This is a genomic window from Anabaena sp. UHCC 0451 (assembly GCF_034931405.1).
Lineage (GTDB): Bacteria > Cyanobacteriota > Cyanobacteriia > Cyanobacteriales > Nostocaceae > RDYJ01.
In genome coordinates this window covers 1-16,989 of record NZ_JAYGHA010000044.1, presented here as the reverse complement: position 1 = coordinate 16,989, position 16,989 = coordinate 1, and the positions used below count along the sequence as shown (strand labels likewise).

The 16,989-nt window shown below is 38.7% G+C and carries 15 protein-coding genes and 1 pseudogene; 7 read left to right on the top strand and 9 right to left on the bottom strand.

From position 1 onward, the window contains the following. Positions 1–274: 274 nt before the first annotated feature. Entirely contained in the window at positions 275–1,561 is a 1,287-nt protein-coding gene (tcmP, locus tag VB694_RS23070; RefSeq protein WP_323362679.1) for a three-Cys-motif partner protein TcmP, read from the top strand. 42 nt (positions 1,562–1,603) lie between these two features. After that, positions 1,604–2,353, top strand: coding sequence for a phage Gp37/Gp68 family protein (locus VB694_RS23065; RefSeq protein WP_323362678.1), 750 nt, complete (start codon positions 1,604–1,606; stop codon positions 2,351–2,353). Positions 2,354–2,923: 570 nt separating this feature from the next. Here VB694_RS23065 and VB694_RS23060 read toward each other — a convergent pair. The 4 genes and pseudogenes from VB694_RS23060 to acs all read right to left on the bottom strand — a co-directional run. Continuing rightward, positions 2,924–3,007, bottom strand: a pseudogene (locus VB694_RS23060) (Uma2 family endonuclease); the annotation flags it as partial. Between the two features lie 25 nt (positions 3,008–3,032). Further along, entirely contained in the window at positions 3,033–3,524 is a 492-nt protein-coding gene (locus VB694_RS23055; RefSeq protein ID WP_323362677.1) for a DUF4365 domain-containing protein, read from the bottom strand. A gap of 4 nt (positions 3,525–3,528) precedes the next feature. Continuing rightward, entirely contained in the window at positions 3,529–4,014 is a 486-nt protein-coding gene (locus VB694_RS23050) for a DUF4365 domain-containing protein (protein ID WP_323362676.1), read from the bottom strand. A 107-nt stretch (positions 4,015–4,121) separates the two neighbouring features. After that, complete coding sequence (gene acs / locus VB694_RS23045; protein WP_323362675.1) at positions 4,122–6,092, bottom strand: acetate--CoA ligase; 1,971 nt, start codon at positions 6,090–6,092, stop codon at positions 4,122–4,124. Positions 6,093–6,557: 465 nt separating this feature from the next. On the opposite strand from acs, the gene VB694_RS23040 reads away from it, so the two are divergent. The 3 genes from VB694_RS23040 (at position 6,558) to VB694_RS23030 (ending at position 9,025) form a co-directional block, all read left to right on the top strand. Continuing rightward, positions 6,558–7,250, top strand: coding sequence for a hypothetical protein (locus VB694_RS23040; protein WP_323362674.1), 693 nt, complete (start codon positions 6,558–6,560; stop codon positions 7,248–7,250). Between the two features lie 70 nt (positions 7,251–7,320). Then, positions 7,321–7,743: a hypothetical protein gene (locus VB694_RS23035; RefSeq protein ID WP_323362673.1), complete on the top strand. Its 423-nt coding sequence runs from the start codon at positions 7,321–7,323 to the stop codon at positions 7,741–7,743. A gap of 550 nt (positions 7,744–8,293) precedes the next feature. Beyond that, positions 8,294–9,025 (top strand): TerC family protein, encoded by a 732-nt coding sequence (locus VB694_RS23030; RefSeq protein ID WP_323362672.1) that lies wholly within the window; start codon positions 8,294–8,296, stop codon positions 9,023–9,025. A gap of 111 nt (positions 9,026–9,136) precedes the next feature. On the opposite strand, the gene ndk is transcribed toward VB694_RS23030, so the two are convergent. After that, the gene (gene ndk, locus VB694_RS23025) at positions 9,137–9,586 is read right to left on the bottom strand and encodes a nucleoside-diphosphate kinase (protein WP_323362690.1); all 450 of its coding nucleotides are present in this window, start codon (positions 9,584–9,586) and stop codon (positions 9,137–9,139) included. Positions 9,587–9,911: 325 nt separating this feature from the next. On the opposite strand from ndk, the gene speA reads away from it, so the two are divergent. Beyond that, a complete protein-coding gene (gene speA, locus VB694_RS23020; protein ID WP_323362689.1) occupies positions 9,912–11,924 on the top strand; it encodes a biosynthetic arginine decarboxylase in 2,013 nt (670 codons plus the stop codon). Positions 11,925–12,024: 100 nt separating this feature from the next. Here the strand turns inward: speA and VB694_RS23015 are convergent, their stop codons facing one another. From VB694_RS23015 to VB694_RS23005, 3 genes are all read right to left on the bottom strand, one after another. Continuing rightward, the gene (locus VB694_RS23015; protein ID WP_323362671.1) at positions 12,025–13,194 is read right to left on the bottom strand and encodes an NDP-sugar synthase; all 1,170 of its coding nucleotides are present in this window, start codon (positions 13,192–13,194) and stop codon (positions 12,025–12,027) included. Positions 13,195–13,309: 115 nt separating this feature from the next. Then, entirely contained in the window at positions 13,310–14,125 is an 816-nt protein-coding gene (locus VB694_RS23010) for a ScpA family protein (protein ID WP_323362670.1), read from the bottom strand. A gap of 103 nt (positions 14,126–14,228) precedes the next feature. Next, complete coding sequence (locus tag VB694_RS23005; protein ID WP_323362669.1) at positions 14,229–15,305, bottom strand: AI-2E family transporter; 1,077 nt, start codon at positions 15,303–15,305, stop codon at positions 14,229–14,231. Between the two features lie 152 nt (positions 15,306–15,457). On the opposite strand from VB694_RS23005, the gene pdxH reads away from it, so the two are divergent. Continuing rightward, complete coding sequence (gene pdxH / locus VB694_RS23000) at positions 15,458–16,102, top strand: pyridoxamine 5'-phosphate oxidase (RefSeq protein WP_323362668.1); 645 nt, start codon at positions 15,458–15,460, stop codon at positions 16,100–16,102. A 34-nt stretch (positions 16,103–16,136) separates the two neighbouring features. Here pdxH and VB694_RS22995 read toward each other — a convergent pair whose 3' ends face one another. Continuing rightward, positions 16,137–16,880, bottom strand: coding sequence for a Uma2 family endonuclease (locus VB694_RS22995; RefSeq protein ID WP_323362667.1), 744 nt, complete (start codon positions 16,878–16,880; stop codon positions 16,137–16,139). Positions 16,881–16,989 lie beyond the last annotated feature (109 nt).

The window sequence follows — 16,989 nt, the reverse complement described above, 5'->3', positions numbered from 1 at the left end:
TGTGAATGAAAAGATTAATCAAAGAAGTCGGGGATCTGAATCTCTGTATTTGTTTTGATCTATTTTACATTTTAAGACTTGACAAGACGATTTATACGTGATGAAATAATTTATCTAGGAAGGGTGATACTTAGGACTTTATACTACAACTAGGAGAATTTTTACCAAAAATCAAACCTTGTTGTAAGTTGTTAGATTTTTTACAAATTTTGCTTGCATTTGCTAATCTAGAATACAAGTATTAAATGTCTTATTTAGTTTTTGAGGTTTAGCAATGTCTAAAAAGCAAAAAGATATACAACAATCTCTATTTGGTGACGAACGAGAATATTTCAATCGTAAAAGAACATGGACGGCTACCAAACATCGGATCATGTTAAGGTATATACAGGCTTTCTGTTATAACTTAGGTGGTAGCCAAGGCTTCCAATCAAATTATCTTAACTATGTTGATGGTTTTGCAGGAGAAGGTAAATATGATGAAGGAATTGGCATTGAGAACTTTATAGGTAAATCGGATTTTTGGAACAGATATAAAACTGATTTTTTAGATAGTGATGGTTCACCTTTAATAGCTCTTAAATTAGCAAAAATATTTGAACTTGAAAAGCGTGTTACATTAAGATGCTTTTTTACTGAAGAAGATAAAGAACGTAATCAAAAACTCAATATTAACTGTAGTTTAATAGGCGAGGGGTTGTCATATAAGATTTATGATTATCAAAGATTTGATAAAGCATTAGTTCAAATAATGAATGAATTAGAAAACTATCCAACATTATTTTTTCTGGATGCTTTTGGAGTTCAAGGGGTGACTTTTGAGCAAATTTGTTCTATAGCTGATTATGTGAGTAAAAATAAAGGGGAATTATTCTTACTTTTTCATAATCGCGCAGTTGCTCGCAATGCAGGATTCTATAAAACGGATTATCAAGATTATAAAAAACAGAAAACTGCCGAAACATATACACAACATCTAACTAAACTTTTAGGTGATAACTCGGATTTAGATTGGAAACCAAGGTGGTTGGAATACCAACAAGAAGAACAGAAATTTGAAAAATGGGCGCTTAAATATTTCAAAGATAGACTTCAAAAAGATAGTTGTTTTAAAGGAATAGCTAGTTTTGAAATCAAAGAAGAGTATAATGATACTCGACCACAGTATCATATTGTAGTTGGGAGTAACCATCCTCAAAAAGCTTTAGGTGTCTTTTTAAATGATTTTGTGTATCAGGAAAATGAACTACTTTTTTATCAAGATGATAAAAGTGGTAAGTATCATAAATTTATGTCTCAAGAGTGGGAACGTCAAAATAATGAACGTATTTCCACAATTAAACCTCAAATAATTGATATTTTACGCAGCAAAAATCAAGATATGACTTTGGAAGATGCTATAACTTTTATTATTCTTGAAATTGGCAACTTAGGTTACTTAAGTAGAGCTAAATATAGAGAAATATTTCTAAAGTTGTATGAAGAAAAAATCATAGAAGCTAGAGAATTGGGTGCAAGAGGTAAATTAACTTTGAAAAATTTCATCAGAGTAGTAAAATAATACTAATACCATAAACCTAAGTTTTTTATTGAGTAAAATTATATGTCGGTATCTTCAACAATAGAATGGACAGAAGCTACATGGAATCCTACCACTGGCTGCCATAAAATTAGCCCTGGTTGTCAGAACTGTTATGCAGCACGTTTTGCAGAACGGTGGCGTGGTATTCCTGGTCATCCTTATGAACAAGGTTTTGATGTAAAATCTTGGAATGAACGAATAACAATGCCTCTTTCATGGAAAAAACCTCGCATAATCTTTGTTAATTCCATGAGTGATTTATTCCTGGATGAAATTACCGAAGAATTCATCATCAAGGTTTTTAATGTTATGGAAAAAGCGCATTGGCATCAATTTCAATTATTAACTAAGCGTCCAGAAAGGATGTTAGAAATTTCTAAAATACTCAAGAAATGGCCTCCTAATGTTTGGGCTGGAGTAAGTGTAGAATCACAGGCCTGGACATGGAGAAGCGAGATTTTAAAAGAAATTCCTGCAAAAATTAGATTTTTATCTTGTGAGCCGCTTTTAGGTTCTTTAAAACTTTCTTTAGATAATTTACATTGGGTTATTGTTGGTGGAGAATCTGGTATAGGCGCTCGTCCTATGAGTATTGAATGGGTACGAGATATTAGAAAACAATGTGTTGAAGCGAATGTACCATTTTTCTTTAAACAATGGGGAGGAGTTCAAAAGAAAAAGTTTGGTAGAGAACTTGACGGAAGAACATGGGATGAATTTCCAAAATTAGCAGATAGTAAAAATAAAGTATCCGCATTGGCTCTGAAATAAAAACAGTTTCACCACTAGTCGACGGAGGCATGATATTCTCAAATTCAAAGGTGTAGAATGCTCTCTTTTATCGCGTCCAGACTTGTAAACTGTAACATTTAAAGGTTACAGAAAATTATTAAGTCTGAATCAGGATATCTAGGATTTGAGGATTTACAGGATTTTATTTTCTGATGAAACCTCCACAAATTCTGACATAATTAATTAGATAAACGCGAAAATTACTCCCTTCCCACACAAAGATAACTGATATTTTTTCTCTGCGTCCTCTGCGTCTCTGCGGTTCGTAAAAAAACATCAAAAATAATTGAACGCAGATAAACGCAGATAAACACAGATAAAGATGGACAATCAAAAATCAAAACATGATACTTTCAAACAACATCCTGTAAATCCTAAAATCCTGGATATCCTGATTCTGACAAATAATAAAATAACAGATTTTGGAAAAATACACCATGCCCAAAAAATTACAAGAACTAAACGAGTATGAACGTATTGAACACTTAATCGTCATGATTAAAGCTGGTAATCTATCTTATTTGAGTAATAACCCGTGAGTATATCCTAATATTCGTGACGTAGTTCTGAATTTACTTCAAATTCTAGGTATTCTTCGGGTGAGTAGTAGCGTGTTTCTTGTGCAAGAGTCATGATATTTATGCCAAAAACATGAATACTATACTTCTACTAAATTAATTTTATGGTCATACCAGTTATTAACCATCGCAATAATATTATCTATTTCCTCATCATTTAGGTTTTTTAATTCCTCATTTTCATTAAATTTCAAGGCTACATTATTTCCATCTTTGATGATAGGTTCTAAAATCCATTTATAGTAACCTTTATCGTTATCTAGGGTAAAGAAAAACAAGCACACTGGAAATGGTAAATCTCTGAAAACTTTCAAATTCTTATATTTGTTATTTTTGAGCTTAAAAATATCATTATGCTGAATTACGTCAGAACTAGAAACTATTGCTTTCACTTCTACCCCAAAAATTCTCCCCGTGTAATTACCATCTTTGGTGATTTTGACTAATAAATCCAGTCCGGTATCTTTATCTTTTTCTTGCTGAGAAACAATTAAATCATCACGACGAGTTAAGTACACAACTGCCAAAGCTTCTGAACGTAAACCAATATACCAGGGTTGTTCTGTTTGCATTGTTTTATCTCCATTGTTGATCAGAAAATTGTGAAGCTAAATTATTATTGTTATATTGACTCCAAAAGCTATTTACTTCATCCCAAAGAATTTCTCTATTCTGTTTATTAATAGGAAAATTAGTAGATAGACTTGAAAGAGATGTTAAATTTTCACCATTAGCAGAAACTAAATAACCGACTTCTTGAACTTCATCAATTCCCACTATATAAGTTGGTGCTGGATAAGATGCTATACCAATTACAGATTCCTTTTTTACTTGCACCTTTAAACGTTTATCTTTTTTAGTATAACCTTGTCTGGTAGTTTTGACTTGTACAAAAAAATAAGGAATATAAGAACCAGCACCTACTAACTCCACAATAAAATCAACATACTGCCATTTATCTCCTAAAAACTGAGGCTTAAAAATGGGACCAGCATCAGAGTGAAATTTAGTGATTAAAACTTCAAATATCCTCTCACCTCTTTGTCCTAGTGCATCTTTCATCTATATCCCTATTTTAATTCAAGTTATCATCTGCTTCACACAATATAGGGTAGGCAATTTTGCCCACCCCATACAGATTTTACACAGTTATGAAAAACTAACCTAAATTAATTCCCTTCCCGCAATTTATCCAAAACACCACGATCTTCCAAAGTCGAAGTATCCCCCGATATTTCCTGTCCTGCTGCCAAATTCCGCAACAAACGCCGCATAATTTTACCCGATCGCGTTTTTGGCAAAGCATCAGTAAACCTGATTTCACCAGGACGAGCGATCGCTCCAATCTCATTGACAACGTGCTTCTTCAGTTCCTTACTCAACTCCTCACTAGCTTGATAAGTTCCCTCCAAAGTCACAAAAGCTACAACTTCCTCACCTTTCAAATCATCAGGTTTACCTACCACCGCAGCTTCAGCCACCGCCGGATGAGACACCAACGCAGATTCAACTTCCATTGTTCCCAAACGGTGTCCAGACACATTCAGCACATCATCCACACGCCCCATCACCCAGAAATAGCCATTTTCATCCTTTCTCGCACCATCACCAGCAAAGTACGTATATTTACCATCTTTGGGGGGAATATGTTCCCAATAAGTGCGACGGAAACGCTCAGGATCACCGTACACAGTCCGCATCATTCCCGGCCAAGGATGACGTACCGCTAAATAACCACCTTCATTTTCTGGAACTGTGTTACCTTCTAAATCGACGATATCCGCAATAATACCAGGGAAGGGGAGAGTAGCTGAACCGGGTTTAGTGGGAATTGCACCAGGTAAAGGTGTGATCATAATACCACCAGTTTCCGTTTGCCACCAAGTATCAACTATGGGACAACGTTCACCACCGATGATTTTGTGATACCACATCCAGGCTTCAGGGTTGATAGGTTCACCGACAGTTCCCAGTAACCGTAAAGAAGAAAGATTACGCGCATTGGGTAAGTGTTCACCCATTTTGATAAAAGCGCGGATGGCGGTAGGAGCAGTATAAAAAATCGTCACACCGTATTTTTCAATCACATCCCAAAAACAACCAGGATTAGAAGTACGGGGCGCACCTTCATACATAACAGTGGTTGCACCGTTGGAAAGGGGACCATAAACAATATAGCTGTGTCCAGTAATCCAACCTACGTCAGCAGTACACCAATATACATCTGTATCCTTGAGATCAAAAATCCATTTTGTGGTAATATGGGTGTATAGGTTATAACCGCCTGTTGTATGCACTACACCCTTTGGTTTGCCGGTACTACCAGAAGTGTAGAGAACAAACAGCATATCTTCGCTGTCCATTGGTTCAGCTGGACAATCTGCGGACACACCTTTTTGTAAATCGTGCCACCAGTGGTCTCGTCCTGGTTCCATCTGGGTTTTTTGACCTGTGCGTTTGACAACTAACACATCTGTTACACTGGGTGCGGCGTTATCAGCTAAAGCTTTATCTACCTGTTCTTTCAGAGGTACGATCGCATCTTTACGCCAACCACCATCTGCTGTGACTACTACTTTAGCTTCTGCATCGTTCAAGCGATCGCGCAAAGCTTCAGCACTAAAACCACCAAAAACTACGCTATGAGGTGCGCCAATTCTCGCACAGGCTAACATAGCAATAGCCGCTTCGGGAATCATAGGCATATAAATACCCACGCGATCGCCTTTTTTCACACCCAGCTGTTTGAGAACATTAGCAAATTGACATACTTCTCGATGCAATTGGGCATAAGTTAGCGTCCGTGAATCTCCTGGTTCACCTTCCCAAATTAAAGCGGCCTTATTTTTACGCCAAGTAGTCAGATGTCTGTCAAGACAGTTGTAAGAAATATTAATCTTACCATTGACAAACCATTTAGCAAAAGGAGCTTGCCAATCCAGCACATTGTCCCATTTTTCAAACCAATTTAGCTCAGTTTCCGCTAATTCTGCCCAGAATTTCTGAGGATCAGCTTTTGCTGTGTCGTAAAGACGCTGATATTCTTCCAGGCTTTTGATATTAGCCTGTTGCGAAAAATTACTCTGAGGATGGAAAAGACGCTTTTCTTGTAGGATGGATTCTATAGTCGATTGAGACATGGTGATCTATGTAGATGATATTGTGACTGAAAACTATTGTTAACAAAGTTGTGGCCAACAGTGTCTAGATTTTCGTTAAGCTGGAAGTAGATATCCAAGTTACTCAGTTTACACTAATCGCAAGTAAGCAAGAATGAGCAGCTTAGGACAGATAAAAGCTAAAGGAAATGTTAAGTGTGATTGAGAAAATCGAAAACTGTATAACTTGTACCTTATTAAAGGGTAAAATAACCATAACAATGTATTTCCGAATTAATAGGTATTTTGCACCAGTCAACTGGGTAACAACCGGGGTTGTTAAATTCTCCAAAATTTGGCAACTACAACATCTGGGAGAAATTGTCAATTGAATCTTTTTTTTAACCAAATTTTAACACTACAGCATGATTCGGATATTTCGGTTCAAAGGTATAAATTAGAAACCAAATGTTTATTTAGTTTATTTACTGAAAAGTAGGGTGTAGTTTGCAAGCAAAAGAAATCAAGGATAAACTAAAGTCATTGACAGAGAAAGCCTCAACGATAGATCCTCAGTTAGCCAAGAGATTAAATGAGATCAATCGTTGGGTCAAATATACTCGTCCTGGTTCTCTGACTGCTAAACCTTATGTCCTTGGCTTTCTCCTAGAGGTAATTACAGACTCTACAATTTGGTTGATAATTCAATCATTACCTTCCCAAGCAGCACGACAAGCAAAATTTGACCAAATGACGGCAAATGAAAGGTATTGGTATGGTTATTTGTTTCCTAAGTGGATAAACTCAACAGATGCCAAATTTTATATTTGGAAGAAAAAAATGATGGCAGGTGAGTTTAATCAGTTTGATGATGATATTATTAAATCAATAGCGCAAGATATTGTTCGTCGTGAAGGTAGTTTTTGGCAGCGTTATATTGCCGACCTTTCTATGGCAACAGACCTAATTGTTAGTAGTCATCAACATAAACCACTTTGTATTCAAATTACCAGCATTAGCAAAGAATTCCATGGCCAAAAATATGAAAAATGGCAAAATGCACTGCAAATGTGGGAAATAGAAAGAGGATTGTTTTTAAGTTACAACCCTGGAGAGAGTGATTTTATCAACCAATTAGTCAATGTGGCACTGTATAACAGTGATCACCTCGCACAAGGAAAGTATCTTAACTTTTCCTAATCTCAAATTTTTGATATTGAACAAACACCTGAGTCCTTACCTACATAGTTACCTGCTTACGACAGCATTTATGCTTAACCAAAAAGAAATGAACAGCATTACTCAAGTAGATGAATTTGCTGAAATTTTAGCAGCAGCCCGCAGAATGCAACAAGACTGGTTAGAATATGGGGTAAATTATGTTCATCTTTACATTGAAGATGCAGATGGAGATTGGTTAGAAAACTGGGGAAATGATGAAATATTAGGTAATTCTCTATTAGATACTATTAAAGAATTTTTGGTTAGTAATGATGATGTAGCAGTGAAAATCAGGCAGAATTTGAAAGATAGGCCACTGTTTGATTTAGCCATAGATTTAGAAGAATGTTTGAGAATTTCTAGAGAAGATGAAAAAACATCTGCCGTGAGAGATATTTTAGCTCGTCATCTTCATATTTGTGATATTGATTTATGTGAGTTAGCAAATAGTTTGTTAGAAAAGTTGTTTTGATATTACAACATAATTCAGGAGTCAGGAATCAGAAGACAACGAAGAAATTTCACCTCTGCTATCCTGATTCTCTTGTACACAATCACCAGATCCCCGACTGATAAGATTATTTGTTAATTTATTGATAAGACTCAAAAAGAAGTCAGGGAGATTATTCATCGGTTTTTCTCTGTGTCCTCTGTGTCCTCTGTGGTTCGTCATAAAAAAAATAATCTTTGTCAGAATCAGGATATCCAGGATTAAAGGATTTACAGGATTTTGCCATGAATCGTGTTGTTTAGTTAATACCCAAGGAAAATCCAGGAGTTATTAATATTGGGGGTTGACAAAAGGTTTTGGATTTGTTAAGATGATTTTGATAAGGAAGAACTATATTGTAATAAATATGTTAACCATAACCGGGTAGGGGTAATTCATGAATTACCCCTACTTTCATAATGTTTAGCGTAAGTCCTGGTTAAGCTGGATAAAAGTAGCAATTTATTGCGCGTTATATAATAAGAATCTCTGTTCCTGTTAATTTAAAATTTTCCCTGTCTGAGAAATTGGAATGCTAGACCAAATTTTTAATTACCTCAATTTTCATTTCAGCATAGAAGCCTCTATAGTCCTGCTGATATTAGTCTTTTTAGAAGCCGTGCTATCCGCTGATAATGCCATCGCCCTCGCTGCGATCGCCCAAGGACTAGAAGACAAAAAACTAGAAAATCAGGCACTAAACATTGGGTTAGTATTTGCTTATGTATTGCGAATTACCCTATTGTTGACAGCTACCTGGGTACAAAAATTCTGGCAATTTGAATTATTGGGTGCTGCTTACCTACTGTGGCTAGTATTCCAACACTTTGCATCACAAGAAGACGAAGACAACCACCATCACGGACCCCGGTTTAAATCTCTGTGGCAAGCAATACCCGTGATAGCCTTTACAGATTTAGCCTTTTCCTTAGATAGCGTCACCACAGCGATCGCCGTATCCCAAGAAGCATGGTTAGTAATTACAGGTACAACTATCGGTATCGTCACCCTCAGATTTATGGCCGGGTTATTTATTCGCTGGTTAGATGAATATGCAAATTTAGAAGACGCAGGTTATATCACTGTAGCCTTTGTGGGTTTACGCCTGTTATTAAAAGTCATCAACGAAGATTTAGTTCCACCCCAGTGGGTGATGGTGAGTGCGATCGCTATTATCCTCACCTGGGGATTTTCTAAACGTACAGAATTAGAATTAGAAACAGAAACAACAGAAGAACCCGAAAAAACCGAAGTAACAAAGTAAGGGATTGGGGATTGGGGATTGGGGATTGGGGATTGGGGATTGGGGATTGGGAAGAGGTTTTTACCAATTACCCATTACCAATTACCAATTACCCATTACCCATTACCTAATTTACTCGTATAACCAAGGAGTTAAAGTAGGCTGCCAGCTAACTAATTCTTCTTCCTTAAACCAGAGTTTAATTTCGGTTTGGCCTGTTTCGATCGCATCAGAACCGTGGATCAGGTTACGACCGACAGTAACGCCAAAATCACCACGAATTGTACCCGGTTCTGCACTTAAGGGATTGGTTGCACCGATAATTTTTCTTGCAGATGCAACAACACCATCACCTTCCCAAACCATAGCTACCACAGGTCCAGAGGTAATAAATTTAATTAAACCAGGAAAAAAAGGTCTTTCCTTGTGAACATCATAATGCTTTTCAGCTAACTCTTTACTGACGTTCATCAACTTCAAGCCTACGAGGGTAAAGCCTTTAGTTTCCAAGCGACGGATAATTTCACCCACAAGTCCGCGCTGGACTCCATCAGGCTTAATTGCTAAAAATGTGCGTTCCAAATCTGTCTCCAAAAGCATAAAAAATTTTCTGCGTTAATTGTCAGTTGTAGGTATGTCTTTTGTCTAGTAGTTCCAGAAATAAATAAGGAAGCAGGGAAAAAATATGATCTTTCTTTTCCCAATCCCCAATCACCAATCACCAATCACCAATCCCCAATCCCCAATCCCCAATCCCCAATCACCAATCCCCAATCCCCAATCCCCAATCACCAGTAAATCCTTAACTCCTTCTTAACCATGAAAAAATCTTTCTGGTTGCATATCTGTTATTAGACTAATTTGCTAAATTGTTAGTTCGTGGGTGAAACACAGAGGTCAGGAAGAAATGGGTGTCGAGTCAACTACCGATGAGATCGTGAAAGTGCCTACTAATGCACATAAGTCAGAATTGAAAAGCCAAAAGCACAAGAAACTGCTACCCCCTAGTACGACATCAGAAGATTTACCTCGTACTTGGAAAATTGAGGACAGCGAAGACCTGTACCGCATTGAAGGTTGGGGCAGACCTTATTTTTCCATTAATGCAGCGGGTCATGTGACGGTTTCCCCCAAGGGCGATCGCGGCGGTTCTCTAGACTTATTTGAATTAGTTAACGCTTTAAAGCAGCGTAACTTAGGACTTCCCATGTTAATTCGCTTTTCCGATATTTTAGAAGATCGGATTGAGCGACTAAACGCTTGTTTTGCGAAAGCGATCGCTCGTTATAACTATCCCGGTGTTTATCGTGGTGTTTTCCCCGTCAAATGCAACCAGGAAAGGCACTTAATTGAAGACTTGGTACGTTTTGGTAAACCGCATCAATTTGGGCTAGAAGCCGGTTCTAAGCCCGAATTAATGATTGCCCTGGCTTTATTGGATACACCAGGAGCGTTATTAGTTTGCAATGGCTACAAAGACCGAGAATACATTGAAACAGCAATGTTATCCCAACGGCTAGGACAAACAGCAATTATTGTCATAGAACAGATTGAAGAAGTCGATTTGGTGATTGCTGCTAACCTGCAATTGGGGATTAAGCCTATTTTGGGAATCCGGGCGAAATTAAGCACCCAAGGGATGGGACGTTGGGGAACTTCCACAGGCGATCGCGCCAAATTTGGCTTGACAATTCCCGAAATCATGGAAGCCGTGGAAAAGCTCAAAGAAGCTAATTTACTCGATGCTTTGCAGTTGCTACACTTCCATATCGGTTCCCAAATCTCCGCCATCAATGTCATTAAAGATGCCATCCAAGAAGCCAGCCGCATCTATGTAGAATTGGCAATGTTAGGCGCAGATATGAAATATCTCGATGTTGGTGGTGGCTTAGGTGTAGATTATGACGGCTCTCAAACCAACTTCTACGCCTCCAAAAACTACAATATGCAAAACTATGCCAACGATATTGTAGCTGAATTAAAAGATACCTGTGCGGAACGTCAGATTCCCGTACCTACACTGATTAGCGAAAGCGGGAGAGCGATCGCCTCTCATCAATCAGTCCTCATCTTTGACGTTCTCAGCACCAGCGATGTCCCCCTCGAACTTCCAGATCCCCCACAAGAGGGAGAATCACCAATTATTAATTACCTTTGGGAAACCTACCAATCCATCAACAAAGAGAATTATCAAGAGTTTTATCACGACGCGGCTCAATTCAAGGAAGAAGCTATCAGCCGCTTTAACTTAGGAATTTTACGCCTCAAAGAACGCGCTAAAGCCGAACGTCTTTACTGGGCTTGCTGTAGCAAAATTCTAGACATTACTAGACAGCAAGAATACGTACCAGATGAACTGGAAGACCTAGAAAAGATTATGGCTTCCATCTATTATATTAATCTTTCGGTGTTTCAATCAGCACCAGATTGTTGGGCAATTGATCAACTATTCCCCATTATGCCCATACATAAGCTAGATCAAGAACCCACACAAAGAGGAATTTTAGCAGACCTCACCTGTGATAGTGATGGTAAAATTGATCGCTTTATTGACTTGCGAGATGTTAAATCAGTTTTAGAACTGCATAAATTCACACCAAATGAACCCTATTATCTGGGAATGTTCCTCAATGGAGCTTACCAAGAAATCATGGGTAACTTACATAACCTCTTTGGTGATACAAACGCCGTTCACATCCAATTAACACCCAAAGGCTACCAAATTGAACACGTCGTCAAGGGTGATACCATGAGTGAGGTAGTTAGCTACGTACAGTACGACTCTGAGGACATGGTGGAAAACATCCGCCAACGCTGTGAGAAAGCCTTAGAAGAAAAAAGCATTACTCTGGCCGAATCTCAAAGATTACTACAAACCTACGAGCAAAGTCTCCAAAGATATACTTACTTGAATAGTTAGGACTAGGGACTGGGGACTGGGGACTAGGGACTGGGGACTAGGGACTGGGTAATAAATTCTTATCACCAATCACCAATCCCCAATCCCCAATCCCCAATCCCTAATTTGTATTTGCTCCCAACAATTCGGCGATCGCTTGGTGTTCTAGAGGAATTTCCGAAGGTGGAGTTTGACGAGCATCAGTAATCAACCAATCTAAAGCAGCTGCTTGCACATCAATAGCTGCCCCAGTTTTATCCACACAATAACGTCCAAACACTAGCTTATCTACCAATCTAACCCCCGGAGCTAGACGCGACCATTCAAAAACCACGCTGTTGTCTACAGTTGCACCGTTGCAAATCCAACAATTAGGACCAATCATTGCTGGACCGACAATTCTCGCACCATCTTCAATTCTAGTCATGCCACCAATATAAACTGGTCCAGTAATATCAACCTTATCCCAATTTACCGCTACATTTAAGCCAGTGTATATACCCGGAGCTACTTCATGACCAGGGATTTGCACATTTTTGATTTCCCCCAGCAACACGCCGCGAATAGCCCGCCAATAATCAGGAACTTTCCCAATGTCTACCCATTCAAAATCCATCGGGATAGCATAGAAAGGGGCATTAATTTCCACCAACTTAGGAAACAACTGGCTACCAATGTCATACTCTACACCAGAAGGAATATGATCAAATACCTCTGGCTCAAAAATGTAAATACCTGTGTTGATATTAGTGCTAAGAGCTTCTTCCGTTGAAGGTTTTTCTTGGAAAGCTTTGATGCGATTTTCTTCGTCCGTAACTACTACCCCATAGCTAGAAACCTCTTCCTTGGGAACAGATTTGGTAATGACGGTAGCAATTGCTCCCTTAGATTTATGCCACTTCACCGCAGCCGTTAGATCTAAGTCAATTAAAGCATCACCGCATAATACCACAAAGGTATCATCAAAAAATGGCGAGAAGTCTTGGATACGCCGCATCCCTCCCGCAGAACCAATGGCTTCCCCTACCAATTTACCATCATCATCAATTTTACCTTCAAAGGAATAAGCAATCTGTACTCCAAACCGTTGACCATCACGGAAATAATTTTCTATTTCCTCAGCCAAATGGCTAACATTGACCATAATCTCGTCAAATCCATGTTGACGTAACAATTCCAATAAAAACTCCATCACTGGCTTTTGCAGGATAGGAATCATTGGTTTGGGAATGGTATAAGTAATAGGGCGGACACGAGTACCCTTACCAGCCGCGAGAATCATCGCTTTCATAAAATTTTATTCCTCAACCACAAGCCAGTTTACTTTTGTCGAATGATACTTAATCATCAGTTGCTGATCTTTTCAATTTACTAGGATTCTGGGTTTTGCTGACGCAAAAAAAAATTTAGTTGATGGGGTTGCATTTGTTGTCTGGAGTAGGTAAACGTATTTTTATCTCCTGGTAAAATTCTTCTTGAAATAGTTCTACTTTAGATTGTGCAGACAATAGCAGCAACGCCCAAAAAACGCTGACCAAGTTACCATGTTCTGATTGATGCTCAGAGCTATTTGTATCTGGTTGCTTTGTTTTAGTCCACAACTGTACCAGTTGTTCTAGATTCAAACATTGTTCCTGTAAATTTAACTCCCTTGCTCTCAGATGCAATACCTGTTCAACTTCTAAAGCTACTTCTGTTAAATTTTCTTGGTGAGCTAATTCTAGTGCCTCCCGCATCGTTTGCATACTAGGCTGACGCTTAGGACGGTGAGGTTTGATAACTTTCTCTACCCGTTTTAGCTGGTTAGCCATAATCTGCAATTGCTCAATTAACTCTTGCAGAGTCACACGACGCTTTTGTGGTGGCATTGCTGCTGGACGACGACGCAGCTGTCGCTCTAGTTGCAGACGGTGGATGGGATATAATTCTCCATTGGCATCATCCAGTATTGAATCATCAGATACATTATCTATGATATTATCTACTGTTGACAATTGCATTAAAGTATTAGCTTTAAATAGTACAAGCATGGATGCTGATAAAAAAGCCTGTCCAGATTGAGATAAATCAGCCTCATAACCTCTAGCTGTGGCCTCTGGTGACATTAGTTCCAAGTACCGGTCAATCACCTCAATTACCTGCACATCCCAAGGGTCTATTTCTCCCTTTTGGGCTTGGTCAATTAAATGTGTAATTGTTTCTAATAGCTTTTGGGCATCCATTAATTTGTCAGGAGTCAGGAGTCAGGAGTCAGGAGTCAGGAGTCAGGAGTCAGGAGGCAGGGGAGGAAAAGATTTTTACCAATGCCCAATGCCCAATGCCCAATCACTCATCATCAACAACAGTATAACTATATACAGAACTTCCTTGCTTGTTGTTTTTGATGGCATCAAAAGTGCCTTTGATAGTACCAGCAATGGGTACAGCAACCAGTGTTCCCAACAAACCTGCAATTTCAAATCCCATCAAAATAGCTACAAAAATCCACAGGGGATTGAGGCCAATAAAGTTACCAAGCAACTTGGGAGATAGGATATTATCTTTGATTTGCTGCATGATAATTGCTACCATTGCTACTGGAAATGCTAACCACCAAGTCTGTAAGAAAACTAACAACGTTACCAAGCCTATCCCTAAAGTAGCACCGACAAAAGGGATAAGTTCAGAAATACCAATAATAATGGCGAATAATAGGGCAAATGGTACTCTTAGAAATAAGAAAATGGGCGTGAGTGCTACCACCATGAACAATCCCAGCAATAATTGGCTGAGGAAAAAGTTCTGGAAATTTAGCTGTAATGACTTGCTGAAGGGAATGCCAATATGAGATGGAAGGAGATTTATTAGACCATACCACACGCGATCGCCATATATTAGCATATAAAAAGCTAGTACAATCACTAACACGATATTTAGTAATCCTGACAATAAAGTTCCAGCAAATCCCACCGCACCAGAAGCTATCTGTTGCAACAAGTTCTGCACACCAGCATTGATTTGACTAGTAACTAGGCTTAAATCAACTTGTATCCGTTTCTGGCGTGCCAAAACTTGTAATTTTCCCAGATTGTCTTGACTAGAAGCTAACCAATCAGGAATATTATTTAAAAGTTGGATTGTTTGGTCAATTACCATCGGCACAAGGGTAAGACCCAAAATAATCAACAAAGTTAAAGTGATCAGCAAGACAATGATTACTGACTGCGTGCGACTAATCCTGGCTTTCTCGAATAACTTCACCGGGTAATTGAGTAAAAACGCCAGAATTGCCGCAATACTCAGGATGGTAATGGGGTTCTGGAAATAACGAAACAAGACAGACAGTAGCCAGACATTGAGAGCGATAATCGGACCACTCAGACCATAAATTAATAAACTTTGTAGAGAGGCTGAACGGCGCATCTGATTTTAATGTATAGGCAGGAGGCAAATCAAGTCAAAAGTCAAAAGTCAAAAGTGTCTATGCTTTTTGGAACTATTACCACTGTTAATCATCATAAATATTTTTCTCACATACTGGTATAAGATTATCTAAAAATAAGGGCATAAAAACGATGGATAAAAACATAGCTGACCTTCGCAAAGACTACACTTTGCAAGATTTGAGTGAAAAGGAAATTGACCCTAATCCTTTTATACAATTTAAATTCTGGTTTGATCAGGCTCTAGCAGCACAATTACCTGAACCTAACGCCATGACTTTGGCTACATCTACCCCAGATGGCAAACCTACGGCGAGAATGGTATTATTAAAGGATTTTGATGAACGAGGTTTTGTTTTATTTACTAACTATAACAGTCACAAAGGACAAGAACTAGCTGCAAACCCCCATGCGGCATTAGTATTTTGGTGGGCTGAATTAGAACGTCAAGTGAGAATTGTGGGGACTGTAGAGAAGATTTTTTCTGAAGAATCTGATGGTTATTTTGAAGTACGCCCCCATAATAGTCGTTTGGGTGCATGGGCTTCTAATCAAAGTGAGGTGATTTCTGGTAGGGAAGTTTTAGAAGCACAATTACAAGAATTTCAACGCCAATATGAAAATCAAGAAGTTCCTAGACCACCTCATTGGGGAGGGTATCGGGTAATTCCCCAAGAAATTGAATTTTGGCAGGGACGTTCTAGCCGTTTACACGATCGCTTGCTTTATACTCGCTTAGATAATGGAAATTGGAAAATAGAGCGTTTATCACCTTAATTTTTTAGCGGGCTAAGATGCCCGCATCACAAATTTACAACAATTCAGGATCAACACCTAGCTCACGTAACTTAGCTGCTAATAAATCAGCCCGTTGGCGTTCCTGTTCTGCACGTTGGCGTTCTTGTTCGGCTTGTTCGCTACTCCAAAGTAGCAAATTTCCTTCTTTATCCCACCACCGCAACCAGTTCATGGTTTGACATAATCTTTCACCTGGCCAAATTCCTAAAAATAGCTCTAATTCAGGAATCCAAAAACGCCCATTAGTATCTGCTTTTTGTTTGGTATATTCTCCATTTTGCAAACAGCGGACTTCTAAACTGGGTTCGTAGGGATCATAAGTGACGTAAGTGGGAACTTTCAGAATATGTTCGTAAAAATACAGCTTTCCATAGGGTGGTGTGGAACGTACTGATAATTCTCCACCTTCTGTATCAGAAAGAAATTCCATCACTACCGCTACTGCTTCTCCTTCTAAGTTGGGAGTATAACTGCGACGCACCACATCAGCAGCTACAGGATGTACTTGTAGCACATAAAACCAATCGGGGGCTTTAACGATAATTTTTTTGTTTAAGGTGGCTACAAGTCCAAAATTAGAGCCAATCAGCATTTGTGGGAGAATGCGCCGTGATGCACCTAAAGCATCGGTGAGTGCAGCCGCCAGAGGAGGTTGTTGAATATTTTCCACTGGGTCATCAGGTAAAATAAAATCAGATGGGAGTGCTTCCCAGGTGACAATGGGTGTTTTTTGGATGGGTTGCGTTTGTAGAATCATAGATTTATTTATAGGTGATCTGAATTAGGATTTGCAAGATTTTCAATGTTGAGATCAGAAACAATTTGGATATTCTTTAACTTCCCATTTTCAACCAAGCAAATATGGG